Raw genomic sequence first — 23,633 nt, 5'->3', positions numbered from 1 at the left:
ATAAATAGTGAAATTTAAGCGATTCTAAATACAGTAAGTCGGATGTTAGTGTTGCCTGTTTCGGGAATTGTAATTTCGCTAAGGGTAGATTTGACAGAAATATTTGTGCCAGCTACTAACGTTTCAATTGTAGTAAATGAAAGTGAGTCGCCTATTAGATTTGAAGAGAAGTTGTCAGTTGCGACTGCTCCATTTATTGAAATTCCTACTCCGAGCGGAGCACATCCTGGTGCAGTTGTAGAGATGGATACGCTAATTACATAAATACCAGCGTTGATAACAGTAACTGTATCTGTGCCGTTGAAGATAATATTGTTTGCGTTAAATACTGTATGAAAAATGAAGTTGTTAAATTGGAGTACAGTTTGTTGAATGTTGTTTGTTACAACAATTGTTGCTACTGGGAAGGCAATTCCAGTCGGCCCCGTAGGTCCAGTTGGTCCACCAGAAGGTCCAGTCGGTCCAGTAACTCCGATACCCGTAGCGCCGGTGTTGCCTCGAGGTCCAGTGGCGCCAGTAGCGCCCGTATTACCTTGAGGTCCAGTAGCACCGGTGTTGCCTCGAGGTCCAGTGGCACCGGTAGCGCCGGTGTTGCCCTGAGCACCCGTATTACCTTGAGGTCCAGTAGCACCGGTGTTGCCTCGAGGTCCAGTGGCACCAGTAGCACCGGTGTTGCCTCGAGGTCCAGTGGCACCGGTAGCGCCGGTGTTGCCTCGAGGTCCAGTGGCGCCAGTAGCGCCCGTATTACCTTGAGGCCCAGTAGCACCAGTGTTGCCTCGAGGTCCAGTGGCGCCAGTAGCGCCGGTATTACCTTGAGGCCCAGTAGCACCGGTGTTGCCTCGAGGTCCAGTGGCGCCCGTATTACCTTGAGGTCCAGTGGCACCAGTAGCACCGGTGTTGCCTCGAGGTCCAGTGGCGCCAGTAGCACCGGTGTTGCCTCGAGGTCCAGTGGCACCGGTAGCGCCGGTGTTGCCTCGAGGTCCAGTGGCACCAGTAGCACCGGTGTTGCCTCGAGGTCAGTGGCGCCAGTAGCACCGGTGTTGCCTCGAGGTCCAGTGGCACCAGTAGCACCGGTGTTGCCTCGAGGTCCAGTGGCACCAGTAGCACCGGTGTTGCCTCGAGGTCCAGTGGCACCAGTAGCACCGGTGTTGCCTCGAGGTCCAGTGGCGCCAGTAGCACCTCGAGGTCCAGAGGCCCAGTAGCACCGGTGTTGCCTCGAGGTCCAGTGGCGCCAGTAGCGCCCGTATTACCTTGAGGCCCAGTAGCACCGTGTTGCCTCGAGGTCCAGTGGCGCCAGTAGCGCCCGTAGAGGCCCAGTAGCACCGGTGTTGCCTCGAGGTCCAGTAGCACCAGTAGCACCGGTGTTGCCTCGAGGTCCAGTGGCGCCAGTAGCACCGGTGTTGCCTCGAGGTCCACCAGTAGCACCGGTGTTGCCTCGAGGTCCAGTGCGCCCGTATTACCGGTGTGAGGTCCAGTGGCACCAGTAGCACCGGTGTTGCCTCGAGGTCCAGTGGCGCCAGTAGCACCGGTGTTGCCTCGAGGTCCAGTGGCACCAGTAGCACCGGTGTTGCCTCGAGGTCCAGTGGCGCCAGTAGCACCGGTGTTGCCTCGAGGTCCAGTGGCACCAGTAGCACCGGTGTTGCCTCGAGGTCCAGTGGCACCAGTAGCACCGGTGTTGCCTCGAGGTCCAGTGGCACCAGTAGCACCGGTGTTGCCTCGAGGTCCAGTGGCACCAGTAGCACCTGGTGTTGGTGTTGCCTCGAGGTCCAGGTGGCACCAGTCCAGCACCGGCACCGGTGTTGCCTCGAGGTCCAGTGGCACCAGTAGCACCGGTGTTGCCTCGAGGTCCAGTGGCGCCAGTAGCACCGGTGTTGCCTCGAGGTCCAGTGGCACCAGTAGCGCCGGTGTTGCCTCGAGGTCCAGTGGCGCCAGTAGCACCGGTGTTGCCTCGAGGTCCAGTGGCACCAGTGGCACCAGTAGCACCGGTGTTGCCTCGAGGTCCAGTGGCGCCAATAGCACCGGTGTTGCCTCGAGGTCCAGTGGCACCAGTAGCACCGGTGTTGCCTCGAGGTCCAGTGGCACCAGTAGCACCGGTGTTGCCTCGAGGTCCAGACCAGTAGCACCGGTGTTGCCTCGAGGTCCAGTGGCACCAGTGACCGGTGTTGCCAATAGCGCCCGTATTACCTTGAGGTCCAGTGGCACCAGTGTTGCCTCGAGGTCCGGTAGGTCCAGTAGGTCCTTGACCGAACGAAGCTGAATTAACTAGAGCGGTTTGTAATTCTGCTATTAATTTAAGAAGCTCTTGAAGCGTGCAAGGGTCAATTCGGAATAGTTTGGTAATGTATAGTAAATAATTAATTAGGTTTTGAAGTTCAATAAATACAGCACTTGCTACGAAGGTCGGATTTTTTAATATAGTTATTAAGTTTTTGATAATGGCGAATCCTTGTGCTTTCAGAGCGGAAGTAGCGTCTAGTAAACAAATGAATTTGCTTAGTAGGTGCAATGTATCTATTAGATCTTCTATGTTTTTTGGGGATGGATTGGCGAAAAGTTTAGGGATTATTTTTATTAAATCGTTAATGATTGCGCGGAATATTCTAATTTGTGCTTTAGTAATTGGTATCGTTGGAGTAGTTGGGATTCGTCCAGCACTAGTTGGAAAGCATGGCTTGGTGTATTTATTTTGATTGTCGTTAAAATGAGACATTAAATCTCTCCTTTCTAATGAGGATGTAAACGAAACTCATCATAGTAGATGCAGGGAGTAGTTAAATGGTCATAGTAAAATTGATTATTTCGAGAAAAAAATAAAAAACGCCTTATTATAGGGCGTTTTTTTTATTTTCAGCGTATTGATAATATCGCTTTAGTGAAATTTTTGATTTGAAGCCAACTAATTTTATGATCTCTGGCTCTGGGGTTTGTTTTTTTATTAGGCGTAAAATAAACGTGTTCCGGAAATGCTGTCCAGAAATGCCTTTACGTAAATTCGCTCTTGCTACTTCAAGTCGAATCATCTTTTGGATAGCGATTTCTGTTAGTGCTTTTGGTGCGTCGTTTTCATATACCCATCTGTATGTTCCGCGGTTAAAATCGAATGCGACAAACAACGGGTCATTACTATGGTATTTAGGACGAACTGGTTCTGGAATACTTTTATAATATGTGTACAGTTGTTTTTTGTCTTCGGTTGCTAAGGGGATTGTTCTTTCTACTCCTGCGGTTGCCGGAATAGAAAGTGTATTAGTTTCAAAATGAACGTGATGCATAGTTAATGCTGTAAGCTCTTGTAAGGATAGTCCGTAGTCGATTAATAGACTTAAAATGGCAATATTACGATCCATTAATAACGGACGAACAGGACGTTGTTTTTCTGAAAGTCCTTCTAATGAAGTGACTATATACTTTAATCTTTTTTCTTCCTCGCATGAAATGAAATCTTCATTACGCAATGCACGGTTTGGTTGAATAGTAATTTCCATATTCTTTAATGGATTTGGAATGTTAAGAAAATGATGCATTCTATTTAATACAATAAATACACGATGCATTGTTTTCTCAGAGTAGTGTCGATTCTTTTTTAAGTCTGAAAAGTAATCTTCATAGTCTTTTGTACAAAGTGTTGCCCATATATTACTGGAAGGGAGCTTTTTGTTTTTTTCTAACCAATGTCCAAAATCTTCAATGTCATAAACATAACGTTTAATGGTTGAAGACTTTCGGCCTTTATTCAATAAAAAAATAGAAAAGGCTTGTATTGTATCATGGAATTCCGTTGTTTCCATAGTCCCACCACCTTGATTATTTCTTATATTATAGCAAACTTTTCTGAAAATAGGCATTTGCAAGAGGGACTGGAATAATAATATTTGGTGAGTGGATAAAATGAGGTGATTGTATGGAACAATCGATGCGTAAGAAAAATAACAATCAAATTAATATTGTATTAAACCATCGAAAGAAAATTTCGTTACCGGCATCAGAAAATAAAACGGTAATTTCAAGTGAAACCACTACTAAACATGAGATGTTGCAGAGAATTGAAGAAGAGATGGGAAAACTTGTTGGGATGGATGATATAAAAAAGATAATAAAAGAAATTTATGCTTGGATTTATGTAAACAAAAAAAGGCAAGAGGTGGGGTTGAAGTCTGAGAAGCAAGTGCTTCACATGTTATTTAGGGGGAATCCGGGTACTGGGAAGACAACCGTTGCTAGAATGATAGGGAAATTGTTGTTTGAGATGAATATTTTATCGAAGGGGCATTTAGTTGAAGCTGAACGTGCTGATCTTGTAGGTGAGTATATCGGTCATACAGCGCAGAAGACAAGAGATTTAATAAAGAAGGCTATGGGAGGGATTTTATTTATTGATGAGGCGTATTCATTAGCGCGGGGTGGAGAGAAGGATTTTGGGAAGGAAGCTATTGATACACTTGTGAAGCATATGGAAGATAAGCAGCACGGTTTTGTATTAATTTTAGCTGGATATTCAAGAGAGATGAATCATTTTCTTTCATTAAATCCAGGATTACAATCTCGTTTTCCGTTTATTATTGAATTTGCGGATTACTCGGTAAATCAGTTGTTGGAAATTGGAAAGAGAATGTATGAAGAGCGTGAATATCAGTTATCGAAAGAAGCAGAGTGGAAATTTAGAGATCATTTACATGCGGTCAAGTATTCGTCACAAATTACATCATTTAGTAATGGGCGATACGTACGGAATATTGTTGAAAAATCAATTCGCACACAAGCTATGCGATTGTTACAAGAGGATACGTATGATAAATATGATTTAATTGGGATATCAAGTATGGATTTGATGCTTGAAGAGGAGACGCACAGTACGTAAACTGTGCGTCTGTTTTTTGATGTATAAGTACGTTACTCTTTTTTCGCTTTTTCTTGGTAAGATTTATGGAAGCGTTCCATTTTAGCGCTTTTTTCGTGTGCCGAATTAGGATCGTGTGTAATTTGGTCTACTGAGCTTTTTTGAGCACCTTTATTAACATGGTTTGTCATTTGTATTCACCTCGCTTTAAAAGTTAGTATGAACATTATGTAAAGAAAAACTCGTTAGAAAAGAAAAACCTCTTTACGATATGTAAAGAGGTTAGAGCGCTATTTATGCATTGAACGTTCCTTTGTATCAATACGTCTATGCGGTAAATGCCATTTGTAATGAATAGAAATCATGCGGAAGCAAACAATTAAAATGAATAAGGTGTATAGAGCCCAATCGCTAACGATAATTTTAGCGCCAATTAAGAACCCTGCTAAAATCGTCCAAAACGCATATACGTCAGCTCGAAGGACAAGAGGCTTTCTGCGAGCTAAAAGGTCGCGAATAATACCGCCGCCGATGCCTGTTAAAACAGCAGCTACGATTGTAGCGCTGATTGGTAAATCTAGTTTTTGAGCATATAGTGCTCCTTGTACAGCGAATGCTGATAAACCGATGGCGTCCGTGATGTTTTCCCACTTTTTCCAATGTCTAATTAATTTATTTGGAAAAAGAAAAATAATCGTCATTGATAATAGTGCGATTTGGAATAACATGTCTTGTTGCCAAAATGCGACGATTGGATAACCGATTAATAAATTACGAAGGGCACCTCCCCCAAATGCGGTTGCCATTCCTAAAATATATACCCCGAAAATATCATAATCTTCTTCCATTGCAACAATGGCTCCGCTTAGTGCGAAGGCGATTGTGCCTATGATGCTAAAAATCTCCCATGCCATGAATTTTCTCCCCCGCTAACTAGATGAAATATGCTTCCTCTGCTATTATATTAGAAGGTTTAAATTTCGAAAAGGATGAGTGAACATATTTGATGGAAGAAAAAGAAAAAGTCATATTAGTTGGCTGTCAATTGTCGCAAGATGATGATGGAAAATTTATGCATTCCATGAAAGAACTGGCATCGCTAGCGAAGACTGCGCGAGCGGAAGTGTTAGTATCAACGACGCAAAAGCGTCCGAAGTTTCATCCTGCAACTTATATAGGAAAAGGTAAACTAGAAGAGCTTGCTGCGATGACGGAAGAGTTAGAGCCGGCTGTTATTGTTTTTAATAATGAGTTAACACCAAGTCAAATTCGGAATTTATCTTCAGTATTAGATGCGAGAGTGATTGATCGAACGCAGTTAATACTAGATATTTTTGCGCAACGTGCGAAATCGAGAGAGGGTAAGCTTCAAGTAGAGTTAGCTCAGTTGCAATATACAATGCCGCGCCTTATGGGGCAAGGTTTGTCTTTATCACGTCTTGGTGGTGGAATTGGTACGAGAGGGCCGGGAGAGACGAAGCTCGAAACGGACCGTCGTCATATTCGATCACGTATTGATGAAATAAAGAAGCAACTTGCGGTTGTTGTAGAACATCGGAAAAGATATCGTGAGAGAAGGAAAGATAATAAAGTATTTCAAATTTCGTTAATTGGGTATACAAATGCAGGGAAATCTACGTTGTTTAATAGATTAACGGAAGCTGATACGTTTGAAGAAAACTTATTGTTTGCAACGCTAGATCCGACAACAAGGAAAATGCCGTTACCTTCTGGTTATACAGTGCTTTTGACTGATACGGTTGGTTTTATACAAGATTTACCTACGTCACTAATCGCTGCTTTTCGATCTACGTTAGAAGAAGCTGGAGAAGCGGATGTTATTTTACATGTTGTTGATTCAGCAGATCCTAATTATGTAGGGCATGAGCAGACAGTAAAACAATTATTGTCAGACCTTGAAATTAATCGTATTCCTATTATTACGTTATATAATAAAAAAGATAAATTGCATCAAAACTTCATTCCATTTCCGAAAAGTGATTTCTTAATGACTAGTGCTTTTGAAGAAAGTGATTTACTGCGTATAAAAGAAGCGATAGAAATGAAGATGAAGGAAGAAATGGATGATTATCAAGTGGAAATTCCTCCGAGTGAAGGTAGGTTGTTAACGCTTTTAAAGACGGAAACGTTATTAACTAAAATGGAGTTTCTAGAAGATAAATTTGTATATGATTGTACAGGATATATATTTGCTCATTCATCGCTTAATGGGCAATTAAAGAGATTTTTAGTGGAAGAAGGAGAAAATAATAATGTTTGATCGTTTGAAAAATGGAGAAAAAATTGCTCCAATCGTAAAAGAAGTAGAAAGTCAAATTATAGAAGTGCATAAACGTGTGGATGAAGTAATTGAGAGTAATCAATTTCGTGTGCTAGAAAGTTTTCGTAAACATAAAATTAGTGATTCGCATTTTATTCCGACGACAGGTTATGGGTATGATGATATTGGTCGTGACACGTTAGAGAAAGTGTATGCGGATGTATTTGGAGCGGAAGCGGGTCTTGTTCGTCCTCAAATTATTTCGGGTACTCATGCAATTTCAACAGCTTTATTTGGTATTTTACGTCCGGGAGATGAGTTACTATACATAACGGGGAAACCGTATGATACGTTAGAAGAAATCGTTGGTGTGCGCGGAAAAGGTGTAGGCTCATTTAAAGAATATAATATTGGTTATAACGCAGTTCCGTTAACTGAAGAGGGATTTGTGGACTTTGAAGCTGTTGCAGCTGCGATCCGTAGTAACACGAAGATGATTGGTATTCAACGTTCAAAAGGATATGCTACTCGTCCGTCGTTTACAGTTTCACAAATTAAAGAGATGATTGCGTTTGTTAAAGAGATTAAACCTGATGTTATTGTATTTGTAGATAACTGCTATGGCGAATTTATTGAAAAAAACGAGCCATGTCATGTTGGTGCGGACTTAATGGCAGGTTCTCTTATTAAGAATCCTGGCGGGGGAATTGTTAAAACGGGTGGTTACATTGTCGGTAAAGAACAGTATGTTGAAGCGTGTGCATATCGTCTAACATCTCCAGGAATCGGTGCGGAAGCAGGAGCGTCTTTATACAGTCTGCAAGAAATGTATCAAGGGTTCTTCTTGGCTCCGCATGTTGCTGGTCAAGCGCTGAAAGGTGCTATTTTTACGGCGGCATTTTTAGAGAAATTAGGGATGAATACATCACCGGCATGGAATGCACCAAGAACGGATTTAATTCAATCTGTTCAATTTGACGATAAAGATCGTATGATTGCATTCTGTCAAGCGATTCAATATGCATCTCCAATTAATTCTCATTTCACTCCGTATGCAAACTATATGCCGGGATATGAAGATGATGTAATTATGGCTGCTGGGACATTTATTCAAGGTGCAAGTATCGAATTATCTGCGGATGGTCCGATTCGTCCTCCGTATGTTGCATATGTACAAGGTGGATTGACGTATTCTCATGTGAAAATTGCGATTTGTTCTGCAATTGATGCGTTAATTGAAAAAAATCTATTAACAATTTCTTAAAGGGAAGCTGTCGATTTCGACAGCTTTTTTTCGTGTGAAAGTAATGATTTGTGCCATTAGAAAAAAGAATGAAAAAATTTATAAAAAACCATGTAAGAAAAGCTAACATCTATTGACACTAAACATAACGTGGTATAAAATGAGAAGCAGTTAAGGCGAAGGAGGAACTGAAGTGATGAAAGAAGATAGACGTTCTGCTCCGCTGTTTCCTATTGGTATTGTAATGGATTTAACACAATTATCTGCACGTCAAATTCGCTACTATGAAGAGCATAATCTTATTTTTCCAACCCGTACAAAAGGGAATCGTAGATTATTTTCATTTAACGATGTAGATAAATTGTTGGAAATTAAAGATTTGTTAGATCAAGGCTTAAATATGGCCGGAATTAAACAAGTATTGCAAATGAAAGAAAATCAAACAGAAGCAGTGAAAGTAAAAGAAGAAACGAAAGAAATTTCAAAATCCGAGCTTCGCAAAATTCTTCGAGATGAACTACAACATACAGGTAGATTTAATCGGACTTCATTGCGACAAGGTGACATTTCAAGGTTTTTTCACTAAAGATAACTGATTCTTAAGGTGTTTAGAGGGACTAAGGAGGAATTTATAATGGCTAGGTACACAAGAGAAGATATTTTCCGTTTGGCGAAAGAAGAGAATGTAAAGTATATCCGTTTACAATTTACGGACCTTTTAGGAGTAATTAAAAACGTAGAAATTCCAGTGAGCCAATTAACAAAAGCTCTTGATAACAAAATGATGTTTGATGGATCTTCTATCGAAGGTTTCGTACGTATTGAAGAATCTGATATGTATTTATATCCAGATTTAGATACCTGGGTAATTTTCCCTTGGACAGCTGAAAAAGGTAAAGTAGCTCGTTTGATCTGTGATATTTACACTGCAGCTGGTGATCCATTTGATGGCGACCCACGTAACAACTTAAAGCGTGTGTTAAAAGAAATGGAAGCATTAGGATTCTCAGATTTCAATCTTGGACCAGAGCCAGAATTCTTCCTATTTAAAGTTGATGAAAAAGGAAATCCAACATTAGAATTAAACGATAACGGTGGATACTTCGACCTTGCGCCGATGGATCTAGGGGAAAACTGTCGTCGTGATATCGTTCTTGAACTTGAAGAAATGGGCTTTGAAATTGAAGCGTCTCACCATGAGGTTGCACCAGGTCAACACGAAATTGACTTTAAATATGCAAATGCAATTCGCTCATGTGATGACATTCAAACATTCAAACTTGTTGTAAAAACAATTGCTCGTAAACATGGCTTACATGCAACATTTATGCCGAAACCATTATACGGTGTGAACGGTTCAGGTATGCACTGTAACTTATCATTATTTAAAAATGGTGAGAACGTATTCTTCGATCAAAACGGAGACTTACAATTAAGTGATGATGCTCGTCACTTCATCGCGGGTATTTTAAAACATGCACCAGCATTTACAGCGGTAGCAAACCCAACTGTAAACTCTTACAAACGTTTAGTACCTGGATACGAAGCTCCTTGTTACGTAGCATGGTCTGCACAAAACCGTAGCCCATTAGTACGTATCCCTGCATCTCGTGGAATTAGTACACGCGTAGAAGTACGTAGTGTTGACCCAGCTGCAAACCCATATTTAGTAATGGCTACATTATTAGCAGCAGGTCTTGACGGAATTAAAAACAAATTAACTCCACCAGCTGCAGTAGACCGTAACATTTATGTAATGACAAAAGAAGAGCGCGAAGAAGCGGGTATTGTTGACTTACCAGCAACATTAGCGCAAGCATTAGTTACATTACAATCTAATGAAGTAGTATGCGGTGCGCTAGGAGATCATTTACTTGAGCACTTTATCGAAGCGAAAGAGATTGAGTGGGATATCTTTAGAACGCAAGTTCACCAATGGGAACGCGATCAATATATGTCTCTATACTAAGAGAGAAAAAAGCCCTAATACTACGGTATTAGGGCTTTTTCGTCATTTATCTACAGTGAAAAAACACGAATGTTGTCGTAATATTTTTAGTGTCATCAGGAAGTAATTTAGTGAAAATAATTTGTGTTGACGCGTTCTGTATAAAGAACTAAAATGGCATTAACTAGAAATGTTTGTATATTTAAAAGAATGAAGATATTATTTTTTCTTAAGTTTTAGATGCCAATTTCAAGTTGAAGCTCATTGGTTTTAAATGAGGAGGAAAGTTATGGATAAGGAAATAAATTTGAAAAATCTATTTACCATTATACGGAAGAAAATTTGGATAATTCTATTATTTACAACTTTTACAACATTAGGAGGAGCGATTTATAGTATGTATGTAAAAACGCCATTATATGCCTCCTCGGCAAGACTTATTGTCCAAGCTAACGCTGAAACTATGAATACACTGAAAGCAATGGTAAATGAGCCTGTAATATTAGAAAAAGTAGCCGCTGAATTGCATATTAATAGATCCGTAGGTGCATTAAGTGGACAAATAAGTACAGAAAGTGTACAAGGTTCCCAAATAATAAGGATTAATGTGGTAGATACTGATCCTCTGCTTGCGCATAAAATTGCAAATACTACTGCAACTGTTTATAAGAAAGAAGTAGCTAATATATTGAATTTTAATAATGTGAGTATATTACCAGAAGATCCGGTTCAAAAACATTCAATGCCTATCAATGTAAATCACACTAAGACGATTGCAATTACATTCCTGATAGGTATGGTGCTAAGTATCGGTTTTATTTTTTTATTGGACTCTCTCGATGAGACAATCAAAACGGAAAGACGCATTGAGCAATTATTAGATATTCCGGTTTTAGGTGGAATTTCTAAAATGAGTAAGAAAAATAAGAAAGACAAATATAGTGAAAAGAATACGTTATCATTGAAGGAGGAAACGGAGTGGGTTACAAAAATAGACGAAAAACAAATAAAGTTAAAGGAGAAAGTATAATTGTACATACCGCTCCAAGATCGAAAATTTCAGAGCAGTATCGTTCGATTCGAACAAATCTCCAATTATCCGCGTCTATTCATAAAAATAGAACTATAGTTATTACTTCTCCAAGGTATGGTGAAGGGAAATCAACTATTACAGTTAATTTAGCAGCTTCGATGGCACAAAAAGGTGAGAAAGTATTGGTGGTCGATGCAAATTTACGAACGCCGATTATTCATGAAATGTTTGGAGTGGAAAATACAATTGGATTAACTGATATACTGAACGGAAAAATAACTTTAGAGGGGGCAGTGAAAAAAACAGAGCTGGGAAGGCTGGATGTATTAACTAGCGGACCAGTACCATTTAATCCATCTGAAGTGCTTAGTTCGAGTTCAATGGATATGTTAGTTCAAAAGGCAATGGAACGGTATGATATCATATTATTTGATTCTTCTCCTGTATTAGAGGTAACGGATACAAGTGTATTGGCTGATAAATGTGAAGGTGTATTATTGGTGATACGTTATAATCATACCGTGAACGAAGATGCGCTTGAAACGAAAAGGGCGTTAAGTTTTACGAAAAGTAGGATGTTAGGTGCGATTTTGAATGGAAAAGTATGAATAATATAAATGTACTTTAGAAAAAAATCAAAATTTGTATATAAAGATGTTCTTTATAAAGAATTTTTTTAAAAAGGACTACGATGTGGTGATGTCTCCTTACCGCTATCAATGGAGGCACTCGATTATGCTGTGGGCTGTGAAAACAACCTTAGATGCGAGTCATCAAGAGCGTAATGTGAGGGAGGGTTAGATGCCCATTTTTATTAAAGTTTGTAGCTATGTGTTTTTAGTAAAGAGAATATAGCTACAAACTTTATTTTTGGAATAAATTAGGAAGAGTTATGTAAGGAATTGATTAAAGGGGGAAGTAATATGACGTATCGACGGAGGATATCGCTATTGCTTTTAATGGATTCACTGATTGTATTAGGTGCTATTTTTTTTAGTTATTTCTTTGTAAATGCTAGCTTCAGTGTTATCACTTTATCATCAGTTATTAGCTCTATTACTTTATTAGTAAGTCATCATATGTTTGCTTTTCTTTATAAGTTGTATAAAAAAACTTGGGAATATGCAAGTATAGGAGAGTTACTCATTATATGCAAAGTGGTTACATTTTCTATCATTACTACAGCAGTTGTGCAACAAATAATAATGCCAAAAATGTATTTTCGGTTGCTAGTTGTAACTTGGATGATTCATATTTTATTAATTGGTGGTTCGCGTTTTATATGGAGAATATATAGAGATACTTATTATGTAAAAAAGGGTGATAAAAAAAGAACTTTAATTGTTGGTGCTGGTTCAGCAGGGACAATGGTTGCAAGACAGTTGTTAAAGAATAGTGCTGCCGAATTAATGCCAGTCGCATTTATTGATGATAATGTAAAAAAACATAATCTTGATATTTGGGGGATTCCAGTAATTGGCGGTGTCAATCAAATTGAAACTGCTATAAAAAAACTGAATGTTGAAACTATTATCCTAGCAATTCCTTCACTAAGCAAAGGGAATCGAAATATTATTTTAAAAGAATGTTTGAAAACACAGGTGAAAACTCAAATTCTTCCGATGTTAGAAGACTTAGTAACAGGTAAAGTTTCGGTGAATGAATTCAGGGATGTTCAGGTGGAAGATTTATTAGGGCGTGATCCTGTGGAACTTAATATGGATATTATTTCAGATTATATAACTGACAAAGTCATTTTGGTTACTGGTGCAGGAGGTTCAATTGGTTCGGAAATTTGTAGACAAGTTGCGAAATTTAAGCCGAAAAAATTAATTTTATTAGGGCATGGAGAAAACAGTATTTATTCTATAGAAATGGAATTAAACGAAAAATATAGAGAGATGAAAGGCGTATTTATTCCTGAAATCGCAGATATACAAGATGATAAGAAGATGCATTTAATTATGAGCAAACATCTTCCGAATGTCGTATATCATGCAGCTGCACATAAACATGTACCACTAATGGAGAATAACCCTGAAGAGGCTGTTAAAAATAATTTGATTGGAACTATGAATGTAGCAGAGGCAGCGAGAGCAACTGGAGTAGGAACGTTTGTTATGATTTCATCTGATAAAGCGGTGAACCCGACGAGTGTTATGGGAGCAACAAAGAAACTAGCTGAGATGGTAATTCAACATAAAGATAAAATAAGTCATACAAAGTTTGTTACTGTACGATTTGGGAATGTCTTAGGAAGTAGAGGGAGTGTAATACCTTTATTTAAGAAGCAAATTCAAAATGGTGGACCAGTTACAGTTACTCATCCTGATATGGTTCGGTATTTTATGACAATTCCAGAGGCATCTAGACTTGTAGTGCAAGCAGGTGCGTTAGCTGAAGGTGGGGAGATTTTTGTGCTGGACATGGGAGAACCAGTAAAAATAGTCGATCTCGCTAAAAATCTCATTCGATTATCCGGAAATTCCGTGGATGAAATCGGAATAGAATTTACTGGTATACGCCCAGGAGAGAAACTTTTTGAAGAATTACTAAAAGAAGATGAAGTGAATGAGAAGCAAGTTCACCCAAGAATTTATGTAGGACAAGAAATGAATGTTCGAATAGAAGAAATAGAAGAGTTTATTTCAAATTATACAGATTTAAACGAAGTAGCTTTAAGAAAGCGATTGTTAAATTTAGTGAATCAGCGTAAAACTTTAAAACTATTAATACCAGTATCAGGTTAATAGCAAAAATTTATAATAAGACGGGTGCGTGGGATGGTGTCTAAAAAAGTTCTGTTTTGTGCAACTGTGGATTATCATTTTAAAGCTTTTCATTTACCATATTTGAAATGGTTTGCAGACCAAGGATGGGAAGTACATGTTGCAGCGAATGGGAATATACATCTTCCGTACGTAACTCAAAAATATAATATTCCTATTCAAAGATCACCTCTTAGCATACAAAACCTCCACGCATATAAAAAACTAAAATCAATTATTCATCAAAATAAATATAATATCATTCATTGTCATACGCCTATGGGAGGAGTAATTGCTCGTTTAGCTGCTCGAAAAGCCAGGCAGCAAGGAACGAAAGTCGTATATACAGCACATGGATTTCATTTTTGTAAAGGATCACCATTCATAAATTGGCTTCTATACTATCCGATTGAAAGAAGTTTAGCTACTACTACGGATTGTCTCATAACAATTAATCAAGAAGATTACAATTTAGCCGTAAGACATCGGTTTCAGGTGAAAAATATTAAACTTGTTCATGGCGTAGGAGTAGATATAGAACGATATGTTCCTGTTACTGAAAGTGAAAAAGAGCAATTAAGGCTTAAAAATGGTTATAAGACAAAGGATTTTTTAATGTTTTATGCTGCCGAATTTAATAAGAACAAAAACCAAAACTTTTTAATTCAATCATTAGCGCAGTTGAAAAATGAAATTCCGCATGCAAAGCTTCTACTTGCTGGCGAAGGACCGTTAAAGGAAGAGTGCAAAAAAATAGCGACTCAACTAGGCGTGAGTAATATGGTTCACTTTCTTGGTTATAGAAATGATATAGCCTCTTTGTTGCAGATGTGTGACTTAGCTGTTGCATCGAGTTACCGGGAAGGTTTACCAGTTAATATTATGGAAGCTATGGCTTGTGGACTTCCGGTTATAGCTACTGACAATCGGGGACATAGGGAGCTAATTATTAGTAATAAAAATGGTTGGATTATAGATCGTGATGATATAAAGACGATGTCTGAAAGTATAAATTCTATTTCTAAAAATACTAAATTACAAGCTCAGTTTGGACAGTGTGGACGTACTATTATTACAAATGAATATTCAGTTAATGAAGTGTTAAAAGAGAAACAAGAAATCTATACAACATTCATGGGTGAAATGGAGGAGTTAAGGTGGGTACTCCATTAAGAGTATTACACGTAGTCGTAAATATGAATAGAGGCGGCGCCGAAACGCTAATTATGAATTTATATCGCAATATAGATCGTTCCAAAGTTCAATTTGATTTTTTAACATGTAAAGAAGGAGTGTTTGATGAAGAAATAGTAAAGTTAGGCGGAGAAATTCATAGAATTCCATATATCACAAACGTTGGACATAGAGGATATATAAAGGCACTGGATGCTTTCTTTACCTCTCATCAAGAATATAGAATTGCACATTCACACATGGATAAAATGAGCGGATTTGTACTTCGTTCTGCTAAGAAGGCGGGAATACCGGTTAGGATTGCACATAGTCACAATACTAGTAGTGAAGGTGGTGCTGCTGCAAAAATCTATAAATGGTATGCAGGAAAATCTATAGGTACATGTGCAACGCATTTGTTAGCATGTTCAAATGCTGCTGCCAGGTGGCTATTTGCGGGTAAAGCTGATGTAGCTAAAATCTTAAAAAATGGAATTGATTGTGATAGATTTTTGTTCTGTCCAGAAATAAGAAAACAAGTAAGAAAGGAATTACAAATTGAACAGGAAGCTTTTGTTATAGGTCATGTCGGAAGATTCGCTTATCAAAAAAATCATACCTATCTTATAGATTTATTTGCTCAGTTAACTCAATTTCGGCCAAATTCAATACTGTTATTAGCTGGTGAAGGGCCGCTTCGCATGGAAATTGAAAAAAAAGTTAAAGATTTGAATATAGAGAAGAATATAAGATTTCTTGGGGTACGAGGTGATATAGAACGTATACTTCAAGCATTTGATGCATTTGTTTTTCCATCTATTCATGAGGGATTACCAGTCACACTTGTAGAAGCGCAAGGGGTTGGTTTACCTTGTATCATATCGGATACTATTACGAAAGAAGTGGATTTGGGAATGAATTTAGTTGAACATTTGCCTCTAACGGATAAAGTGGCTTGGATAGAAAAAATGAAAAAATTAGAAACTAGTAATTTCTCGAGGAATATATCAGCTCAATTATTATTAGAAAAAGGATACGATATTAAGCATACGGCAGAATTAACCCAAGATTTTTATTCCGTACTTTCGAGGTGAGTAATTTGGAGAATTTAACGATTTTCACCCCTACTTATAATAGAGCGTATTGTCTTCAAAATTGTTATGAGAGTTTAAAACGTCAAACATGTAAGGGTTTTGTATGGTTAATAATAGATGATGGATCTAGTGATAACACAAAAGAATTGGTGGATAGCTGGATTGCTGAAAAACATATCAAAATTATGTATCATTGGCAACAAAATCAAGGGATGCATGGTGCTCATAATACAGCCTATGAAATGATTGATACGGAGTTAAACGTTTGTATTGATTCTGATGATTACATGCCAGATGATGCTGTAGAAAAAATTCTTTCTTTTTGGAATAGTTATGGGAATGATGAAGTTAGTGGAATAATTGGACTGGACTTGTATATAAATGGGCAAATAATTGGCTCAAAGTTACCAGAGGACCTTAAATACTCCACGCTTTTTGATCTTTACAACAAACATGGTGTTACAGGTGATAAAAAATTGGTCTATCGCACAGAATTGACTAAGAAATATCCATACCCAATTTTTAAAAATGAAAAATATGTAGGATTAGCATATAAATACTATATGTTAGATCAACAATATGAGATGTTACTAATGAACGAAGCACTTTGCTATGTTGAATACATGCCTGACGGTTCATCAATGAATATGCTAAATCAATATCGTAAAAATCCAAGAGGTTTTGCTTTTTATCGTAAGGAACTTATGAAATTACCATTTACTAATCGAGTATTCAAGTATAGGCAAGCTGTACATTATGTATCCAGCAGCTTCATAGCGAGAAATAAAAGATTTATACAAGAGTCGCCATGCAAAGGTCTGACGATTTGCGCATTACCATTGGGGATTATTCTTTATAGTTACATTACAATGAAAACAAGAATGGAAGTAAATATATAGGGATTTACTTAGTAAGTAAATGAGAGGACATAATAATGACTATACTTTGGATGAATCTTTTTATAGTATTCATACTCGCATTTTTTGCAAGGTATTTTGCTATTCCTGTGACTAATAGTCTTACATCGATAAAGCCAAATCAGGTTCTAATTTTGATGGCCGCTCTATCCCTCGTACTAGTAGCGGGTCTTCGAAATAATATTGGGGATACTTATTTTTATATGCATGCATATAAAATTACTGAATTTAATTGGGAGCATATTCAGAACAATAAAGATAAGGGGTTCTATATTTTTCAAATGATTTTAAAGGGGTACACGGACGATCCTCAAGCTATGGTTTTTATTACAGCGTTGATAACAAATGTGTTAATTGTACTTACTCTATATAAATATTCAAGGTTAATTGAGATAAGTCTCTATGTATATATAACATCTGGAATGTATTTAGTCTCTATGAATGGAATAAGGCAATATTTGGCCGCTGCGATTATCTTCGCTGCGACTAAATATATTTTCGATGGTAACTGGAAAATGTATATTTTAATAGTTCTTATTGCTTCAACTTTTCATCAAAGTGCGTTAGTACTTATTCCTTTATATTTTTTAATAAGAAGGAGAGCATGGTCAGGGGTAACATTTCTACTTCTTTTTTTAGCCGTACTTATAGTTATAGGGTTCAATCAATTTACAGAGGTGTTATTTAAAGCTATAGAAGATACTCAATATAGCCAATATAAAGAATTTCATGAAGGTGGAGCTAATATACTGAGGGTTGCTGTAGATTCGGTACCGCTTATTCTTGCGTACATTGGTAGAGATAGACTGAGAGAGATTTTTCCTGAGTGTGATTATATCGTAAATATGGCTTTACTTGGTACGGTATTTATGTTTATTTCGACACAAAACTGGATTTTTGCAAGATTCTCTATTTATTTTGGATTATACCAACTAATTTTAATTGCATGGGTTGTAAAATTATTTACAAAAAAGGATCGAAAATTAATTTATTATAGCATCCTAGTATGCTATTTTATTTATTTTGTTTATGAACACCTCATTACTTTAGGGATAGTTTATAGAAGTAGTTATTTATGAGTGATAGGGAAATATAAAAAGTGAGTGGAGGAATTAAGGTGGGAAAGGCCGAGAAAATTCCGCGCAAAATACATTATTGTTGGTTTGGTGGGAAAGAGAAGCCTAGTATAGTTGAAAAGTGTATTACGAGCTGGAGGGAGAATCTACCCGGATATGAAATCATAGAATGGAATGAAAAAAATTTTGATATAAATTGTAATTTGTATGTAAAAGAAGCGTATGAAAATGAGAAGTATGCATTTGTAAGTGATTATGCAAGAGTTCATGTTTTGTATGATTTTGGTGGAATTTATTTAGATACTGATGTTGAGGTATTTAAATCCTTTGATAATTTATTGCATCACCATTCTTTTTGGGGTTTTGAACAGGCAGATTATATAGCTACAAGTACAATCGGAGCAAGGAAAGGGAATCCACTTATTAAAGTGTTTTTGGATTCTTATAAAGAGAAAAAATTTATAAAAAACAATGGAGCTTATGATGATTTGACCAATGTTGCTATTGTAACAAAGATTCTACAGAATTTAGGCTTAAAGCCAAATGGAGAGTATCAAGAAATAGAGGATATAGGTGTTTTTTATCCACAAACATATTTTTCTCCATATGATTATATAAATTGTAGAAAATTTATAACTAAAGATACGTATGCGATGCATTATTTCTATAAAAGTTGGTTGCCATTTCGTATTAGGTTGAAGGTAAAGCTAAAAGTAATGTTGTCTAAAATAATAGGTGGAGATAATGTTTTAAAATTAAGAAAAATATTATCTAAATAATGGGGGGGTTGAATTTGAATTTAAGTGTTGTGTATTCAAGTGATGATACCTATGCCCAACATGTAGGGGTATCATTGATATCGTTGTTGCAGAATAATAATCATTTTAATACCATTAATATTTATCTTATTGAAAATAACCTTTCATCATATAGTAAAAAAAATTTAAATTCCATTTGTAAGAAATATAACAGAACTATTCAATATATAAATTTTAATGTTTTGTCAGATAGGTTAGAACTTAATATCGGTGACTCAATTGCAATAAATTCATATGCTAGATTATTTTTAGCAAGCGTCATTCCAGAAGATTTGGATAAAATTATTTATTTAGACTGTGATTCAATAATCAATAGTAGTTTAAGTGATTTATGGAATACTGATATTACAGAATATTTTGTGGCAGGTGTTTGTGATACGGTTAGTAATCAAACTAAATTTAGGATAAATATGGATAAAAACGATAGATATATAAACGCTGGTATGCTCTTAGTGAATCTTAAGAGATGGAGAACAGAGGGGATTGAAAAACAGTTTATAGAGTTTATTAATAAATATAATGGTCAAGTGTTCCATCATGATCAAGGGGTTATAAATGGGGTATTAAAAGGAAAGGTGTTATATCTTCATCCTAAATATAATGCTATGACCCCTTTTTTTACTATGGGTAGATATGAAATTATGCAATACTATGGTCTGCAAAATTATTATAGTGAGAGTGAATTAAGAGAAGCAATAGAGGTTCCAGTGTTTATACATTATACTCCAGCATTTGTAAACAGACCTTGGGTTAAAGGATGCCGGCATCCACTAACTGCATTGTATGAGGAGTATTTAGCAATGACACCATGGAAAGAGACTAAGCCATGGAAAGATAGGAGAGGAAAAGGAGAGCGGATGATGTCTTTACTATATAATAACTTGCCATTTCGTGTAGCAAATCGCATATGTAACTTTATATTTAATTAGATGCTAAATCCGAGGAGATATTTATGAAGAAAAAAATATTAATAAGTATGTACTCTTTAAACATAGGTGGTGCTGAACGAAGTTTAATAGGGCTATTAGAATCCTTTAATTATAAAAAATATGACGTAGATCTATTTTTGTATAGGCAAGAAGGAGATTTTTTGGATCTTGTTCCTGAAGAAGTTAATTTATTGCCAGTAATTAAGCAGTATACAACTTTTGAGAGATCAATCAAAAACATTGTGAAAGAGGGACATATTTATTTAGGAGTGATGAGAATATTAGCTAAGCTGAAAGCTAATATGAAGAATAGAGAACAAGAGAAAGAAAAACGGACATATCGACAAATGCAATATACATGGCATTATTCTATCTCTCTGCTCCCTAAGTTGGTTAAAAAATATGATGTGGCAATTAGTTTCCTCGGTCCTCATAATTTTATATTGGATAAGGTAACAGCGAATATAAAATTAGGTTGGAATCACACAGATTACTTCACAGTCGTTAATCCGGACGAATCATTAGATGAAAAGATGTGGAACAGATTAAATTATATAGTTAATGTATCTCAAGACTGTCAAGAATCTTTTTTAAGGGTATTTCCTAGTTTAAAGGAAAAGTCAATCGTTATAGAAAATATTTTGTCACCTACGTTTGTAAAGGATCAAGCGAAAAAAGACATAAAAAATGAGATGGAGAGTGACAATTCGATAAAAATCTGTTCTGTAGGAAGATTGAGTAGTGCGAAAGGATTTGATCAAGCAGTATACGCATGTAAGAAATTAGTGGAATTAGGGTATGACATAAAATGGTATGTTGTAGGATATGGAAGTGAGGAATCTCGAATTAAGCAATTAATAAAAGAAAATAATATAACTGATAGGTTCATTTTGTTAGGAAAAAAGGTGAATCCGTATCCGTATGTTAATAAATGTGATATTTATTGTCAGCCATCGAGATATGAAGGAAAAGCGGTAACGGTGAGGGAAGCGCAGATTTTAGAGAAACCCGTTATAATAACCGATTTTCCTACGTCCAAAAGTCAGCTGTGTCATAATTTTGACGGGTGGATAACTCCGAATGGGATAGATGGAATAGTGAAAGGTATAAGGGAAATGATTGAGGATATGGAACTAAGGAAGCGATTAATGATGAATACGATGAAAGTGGATTATGGAAACAGCAATGAGATTGAAAAGTTATATAAGATTATTGATGAAGAGAGTTAAGTTTGTTTATATTCTTTTCTACAAGTATGAAAATTTAATTGAGAAAGGAAAGAGAAAGTGAATCCAAAGGTAAGTGTTATCGTACCTGTTTATAATGGTGAAAAATATATTTCAAGATGTTTAGATAGTATAATCAGGCAGAGTTATCTTAATATTGAAATAATAATTATTAATGATGGGTCCAATGATGAAAGTGAAAGTATAATAAGGTTGTATAAAAAGAGGGATAGTAGAATAGTTTATTATTCTCAGCAAAACAAAGGGCCATCTGAGGCACGTAATAAGGGCATTTTAAATGCAACAGGAAAATATTTAGTGTTTATTGATGCAGATGATACAGTAGATAAATATTATGTTGAATTTTTGTTGAACAAAATGATTGATTCAAATTCTGATTTAGTTTGCTGTGGATATAGAGATATTTCGAAATATGGAGTATTAAAGTATACAGATTTTGATTTTGAAAAGAATATATCTATACAGAACTTTATGGAAATAATCTGTCAGGGAACAGGTGGTGTTTTGTGGGGGAAAATATACAAAAAAGAGATTATCACTAAGTATGATTTTAAGATGGACAAAGAAATATTTATGTGCGAGGACTTAATTTTTGTTTTGCAATATGCCTCGAGATGTAAAACGGTTAGTTCCATAAAGGACTATTTATATTATTATAATAGATTAAATGAAAACAGTATAAGCTCTAATATTTCCATACATTATATTGAAAACTATATAAATGTATGGAAACGAATCGAGAAGATTTTACATTCTGTTTATTTAGAGAAAAATAAGATAAATGAAATACTTACAAAGAGAGTTCAAGATTTTGTATTAGGTTTAATAGAGCAAGAAAGTGTGAGAATGAGAGCAATTGGAATAAGAAATGCGACATCAAATATAAAAGAAATCTTATCTATTTACGAAATTAGTAATTCGGTGCATTTATTTTCATCTAGCAATGTAGTCTATAAGGTATATATTTTTCTGGTGAAAAAAGATTTTATAAGATTGAGCATTTTTTATGGTGTATTTTTAAATATGCTAAGAGATTTTAAAAGAAGAATAAAAATAGGGGGCCAGATTGATTCATGAAAAAGAAATTGCTCTTTGTTATTGATTCATTAAATATAGGTGGGGCGGAAAAGAGTATAGTTTCGTTGTTAAATTTAATTGATTATTCGAAGTATGAAATTGATTTTTTATTATTTAAAAAAGATGGTGATCTTAGAAAATATGTACCGAATCAAGTGAATATGTTACCGATACCAGAGTATTTTCAATATATAAGTAATGAAAAAATTCCAGTAAATAAAAGCATTCTGTATTTCTATTATAGAATAAAAACTACTGTTCACCTAAGGATAAATGAATATAAAAATCATGTTTTACATAGCGAGCAAGTAGTATTCCGAAGCCTTGAAAAAATAATTGCTCCAGCTCAAAAGAAATATGATGTAGCAATTGCATATAGCCAAGGAATGCCGACATATTTTGTTGCCAACAAGGTATATGCATCAAAAAAAATGGCGTGGATAAATACTGACTATGTCCATACATTATACGATAAAGAGCTTGACTATGAATCGTATAAAAAAATCAATAAAATAATTACTGTTTCGAGGAATACTCAAGATTCAGTATCTAAAATTAGGAAAGAATATAAGGATAAGGTAGATCTTCTTTTTGATATAGTAGACCCCGATATGATTAATCAAATGGCTAATGAACATGAAGTTAATGAATTTGATCAATCGTTTATTAATATTGTGACGGTTGGTAGATTAGTAACAGCGAAAGGGTATAGTACTGCCATAGAAACAGCGAGGTTATTACAACAATCAGGCTACAAATTTAAATGGTTTGGAATTGGAGAAGGTCCAGAACGCAAAAAACTTCAGGAATTAATAAATAAATATAAATTGAGCGATTGTTTTATGCTACTTGGAAAAAAATTGAACCCATATCCCTATATAAAAAATTGTGATATATATGTACAAACATCTATAAAAGAAGGATTCGGTCTCACGGTAAGTGAAGCGAAAATTTTAAGGAAGCCTATTGTATGTACAAACTTTCCTACAGCGAAGGAAATAATAAATCATAATGTTGATGGTTTACTAGTAGAGAAAAATATAAATGGAATATACAAAGGGATTAAAAAATATTTGGATGATGTTAAATTTAGACAACAAATAATAAAAAAATTGAATACTACAGAACCGTATAGTTCGATAAAACAATTAAGGGAATTTTATGCATTGATAGAAAAATAATGTGTGGTGAT

Annotated in this window: 20 protein-coding genes and 1 pseudogene; 17 read left to right on the top strand and 4 right to left on the bottom strand. The window is 36.2% G+C overall.

Translation table 11 applies throughout. From position 1 onward, the window contains the following. Positions 1-14: 14 nt before the first annotated feature. Together NSQ47_RS11995 and NSQ47_RS11990 are read right to left on the bottom strand one after the other, a co-directional pair. Positions 15-2,710 (bottom strand): annotated as a pseudogene (locus NSQ47_RS11995) (Gly-Xaa-Xaa repeat protein). Between the two features lie 115 nt (positions 2,711-2,825). Next, positions 2,826-3,788: a tyrosine-type recombinase/integrase gene (locus NSQ47_RS11990; protein ID WP_016105898.1), complete on the bottom strand. Its 963-nt coding sequence runs from the start codon at positions 3,786-3,788 to the stop codon at positions 2,826-2,828. 113 nt (positions 3,789-3,901) lie between these two features. Here NSQ47_RS11990 and spoVK point away from each other — a divergent pair, with 113 nt between their 5' ends. After that, positions 3,902-4,858, top strand: a complete 957-nt coding sequence (gene spoVK / locus NSQ47_RS11985; RefSeq protein ID WP_002111259.1) for a stage V sporulation protein K — start codon at positions 3,902-3,904, stop codon at positions 4,856-4,858. A gap of 32 nt (positions 4,859-4,890) precedes the next feature. Here spoVK and NSQ47_RS11980 read toward each other — a convergent pair whose 3' ends face one another. Next, a complete protein-coding gene (locus NSQ47_RS11980; protein WP_002111258.1) occupies positions 4,891-5,028 on the bottom strand; it encodes a hypothetical protein in 138 nt (45 codons plus the stop codon). Positions 5,029-5,127: 99 nt separating this feature from the next. Further along, positions 5,128-5,751: a trimeric intracellular cation channel family protein gene (locus NSQ47_RS11975; protein WP_002111257.1), complete on the bottom strand. Its 624-nt coding sequence runs from the start codon at positions 5,749-5,751 to the stop codon at positions 5,128-5,130. A gap of 92 nt (positions 5,752-5,843) precedes the next feature. Between NSQ47_RS11975 and hflX the strand changes: the two genes are divergently transcribed. The 16 genes from hflX (at position 5,844) to NSQ47_RS11895 (ending at position 23,622) form a co-directional block, all read left to right on the top strand. Next, positions 5,844-7,118, top strand: coding sequence for a GTPase HflX (gene hflX, locus NSQ47_RS11970; RefSeq protein WP_341037028.1), 1,275 nt, complete (start codon positions 5,844-5,846; stop codon positions 7,116-7,118). After that, positions 7,111-8,382, top strand: a complete 1,272-nt coding sequence (locus tag NSQ47_RS11965; protein ID WP_341037026.1) for a methionine gamma-lyase family protein — start codon at positions 7,111-7,113, stop codon at positions 8,380-8,382. The genes hflX and NSQ47_RS11965 overlap by 8 nt, the downstream gene beginning before the upstream one ends. Positions 8,383-8,557: 175 nt before the next feature. Next, complete coding sequence (gene glnR, locus NSQ47_RS11960; RefSeq protein WP_002014475.1) at positions 8,558-8,947, top strand: transcriptional repressor GlnR; 390 nt, start codon at positions 8,558-8,560, stop codon at positions 8,945-8,947. A 48-nt stretch (positions 8,948-8,995) separates the two neighbouring features. After that, a complete protein-coding gene (glnA, locus tag NSQ47_RS11955; RefSeq protein ID WP_002111253.1) occupies positions 8,996-10,330 on the top strand; it encodes a type I glutamate--ammonia ligase in 1,335 nt (444 codons plus the stop codon). A 268-nt stretch (positions 10,331-10,598) separates the two neighbouring features. Beyond that, on the top strand, positions 10,599-11,339 hold the full coding sequence (locus NSQ47_RS11950; RefSeq protein ID WP_341037025.1) for a YveK family protein: 741 nt from the start codon (positions 10,599-10,601) through the stop codon (positions 11,337-11,339). Continuing rightward, positions 11,288-11,950: a CpsD/CapB family tyrosine-protein kinase gene (locus NSQ47_RS11945; protein WP_002160835.1), complete on the top strand. Its 663-nt coding sequence runs from the start codon at positions 11,288-11,290 to the stop codon at positions 11,948-11,950. Before NSQ47_RS11950 ends, NSQ47_RS11945 begins: the two co-directional genes overlap by 52 nt. 315 nt (positions 11,951-12,265) lie before the next feature. Further along, positions 12,266-14,092, top strand: coding sequence for a polysaccharide biosynthesis protein (locus tag NSQ47_RS11940; protein ID WP_341037023.1), 1,827 nt, complete (start codon positions 12,266-12,268; stop codon positions 14,090-14,092). A 33-nt stretch (positions 14,093-14,125) separates the two neighbouring features. Then, positions 14,126-15,283 (top strand): glycosyltransferase family 4 protein, encoded by a 1,158-nt coding sequence (locus NSQ47_RS11935; RefSeq protein WP_341037022.1) that lies wholly within the window; start codon positions 14,126-14,128, stop codon positions 15,281-15,283. Continuing rightward, positions 15,268-16,377: a glycosyltransferase family 1 protein gene (locus tag NSQ47_RS11930; protein ID WP_341037019.1), complete on the top strand. Its 1,110-nt coding sequence runs from the start codon at positions 15,268-15,270 to the stop codon at positions 16,375-16,377. The genes NSQ47_RS11935 and NSQ47_RS11930 overlap by 16 nt, the downstream gene beginning before the upstream one ends. Before the next feature lie 5 nt (positions 16,378-16,382). Continuing rightward, on the top strand, positions 16,383-17,276 hold the full coding sequence (locus NSQ47_RS11925; protein ID WP_002111245.1) for a glycosyltransferase family 2 protein: 894 nt from the start codon (positions 16,383-16,385) through the stop codon (positions 17,274-17,276). A 35-nt stretch (positions 17,277-17,311) separates the two neighbouring features. Next, positions 17,312-18,373, top strand: coding sequence for an EpsG family protein (locus NSQ47_RS11920; protein WP_341037018.1), 1,062 nt, complete (start codon positions 17,312-17,314; stop codon positions 18,371-18,373). Between the two features lie 38 nt (positions 18,374-18,411). Continuing rightward, positions 18,412-19,149: a glycosyltransferase family 32 protein gene (locus NSQ47_RS11915; RefSeq protein WP_341037017.1), complete on the top strand. Its 738-nt coding sequence runs from the start codon at positions 18,412-18,414 to the stop codon at positions 19,147-19,149. Positions 19,150-19,163: 14 nt separating this feature from the next. Next, positions 19,164-20,117 (top strand): glycosyltransferase family 8 protein, encoded by a 954-nt coding sequence (locus NSQ47_RS11910; RefSeq protein WP_341037015.1) that lies wholly within the window; start codon positions 19,164-19,166, stop codon positions 20,115-20,117. Positions 20,118-20,140: 23 nt separating this feature from the next. Further along, positions 20,141-21,346: a glycosyltransferase gene (locus tag NSQ47_RS11905; RefSeq protein ID WP_341037014.1), complete on the top strand. Its 1,206-nt coding sequence runs from the start codon at positions 20,141-20,143 to the stop codon at positions 21,344-21,346. 57 nt (positions 21,347-21,403) lie between these two features. Then, positions 21,404-22,441 (top strand): glycosyltransferase family 2 protein, encoded by a 1,038-nt coding sequence (locus tag NSQ47_RS11900; RefSeq protein WP_341037013.1) that lies wholly within the window; start codon positions 21,404-21,406, stop codon positions 22,439-22,441. After that, on the top strand, positions 22,438-23,622 hold the full coding sequence (locus tag NSQ47_RS11895; protein ID WP_341037012.1) for a glycosyltransferase: 1,185 nt from the start codon (positions 22,438-22,440) through the stop codon (positions 23,620-23,622). Before NSQ47_RS11900 ends, NSQ47_RS11895 begins: the two co-directional genes overlap by 4 nt. Positions 23,623-23,633: the final 11 nt, after the last annotated feature.

This window comes from Bacillus sp. FSL R10-2780, from assembly GCF_038006125.1.
GTDB classification, from domain to species: domain Bacteria; phylum Bacillota; class Bacilli; order Bacillales; family Bacillaceae_G; genus Bacillus_A; species Bacillus_A cereus_U.
Note: the sequence above shows the minus strand (reverse complement) of the source record. Positions and strands in the feature narration are given on the sequence as shown.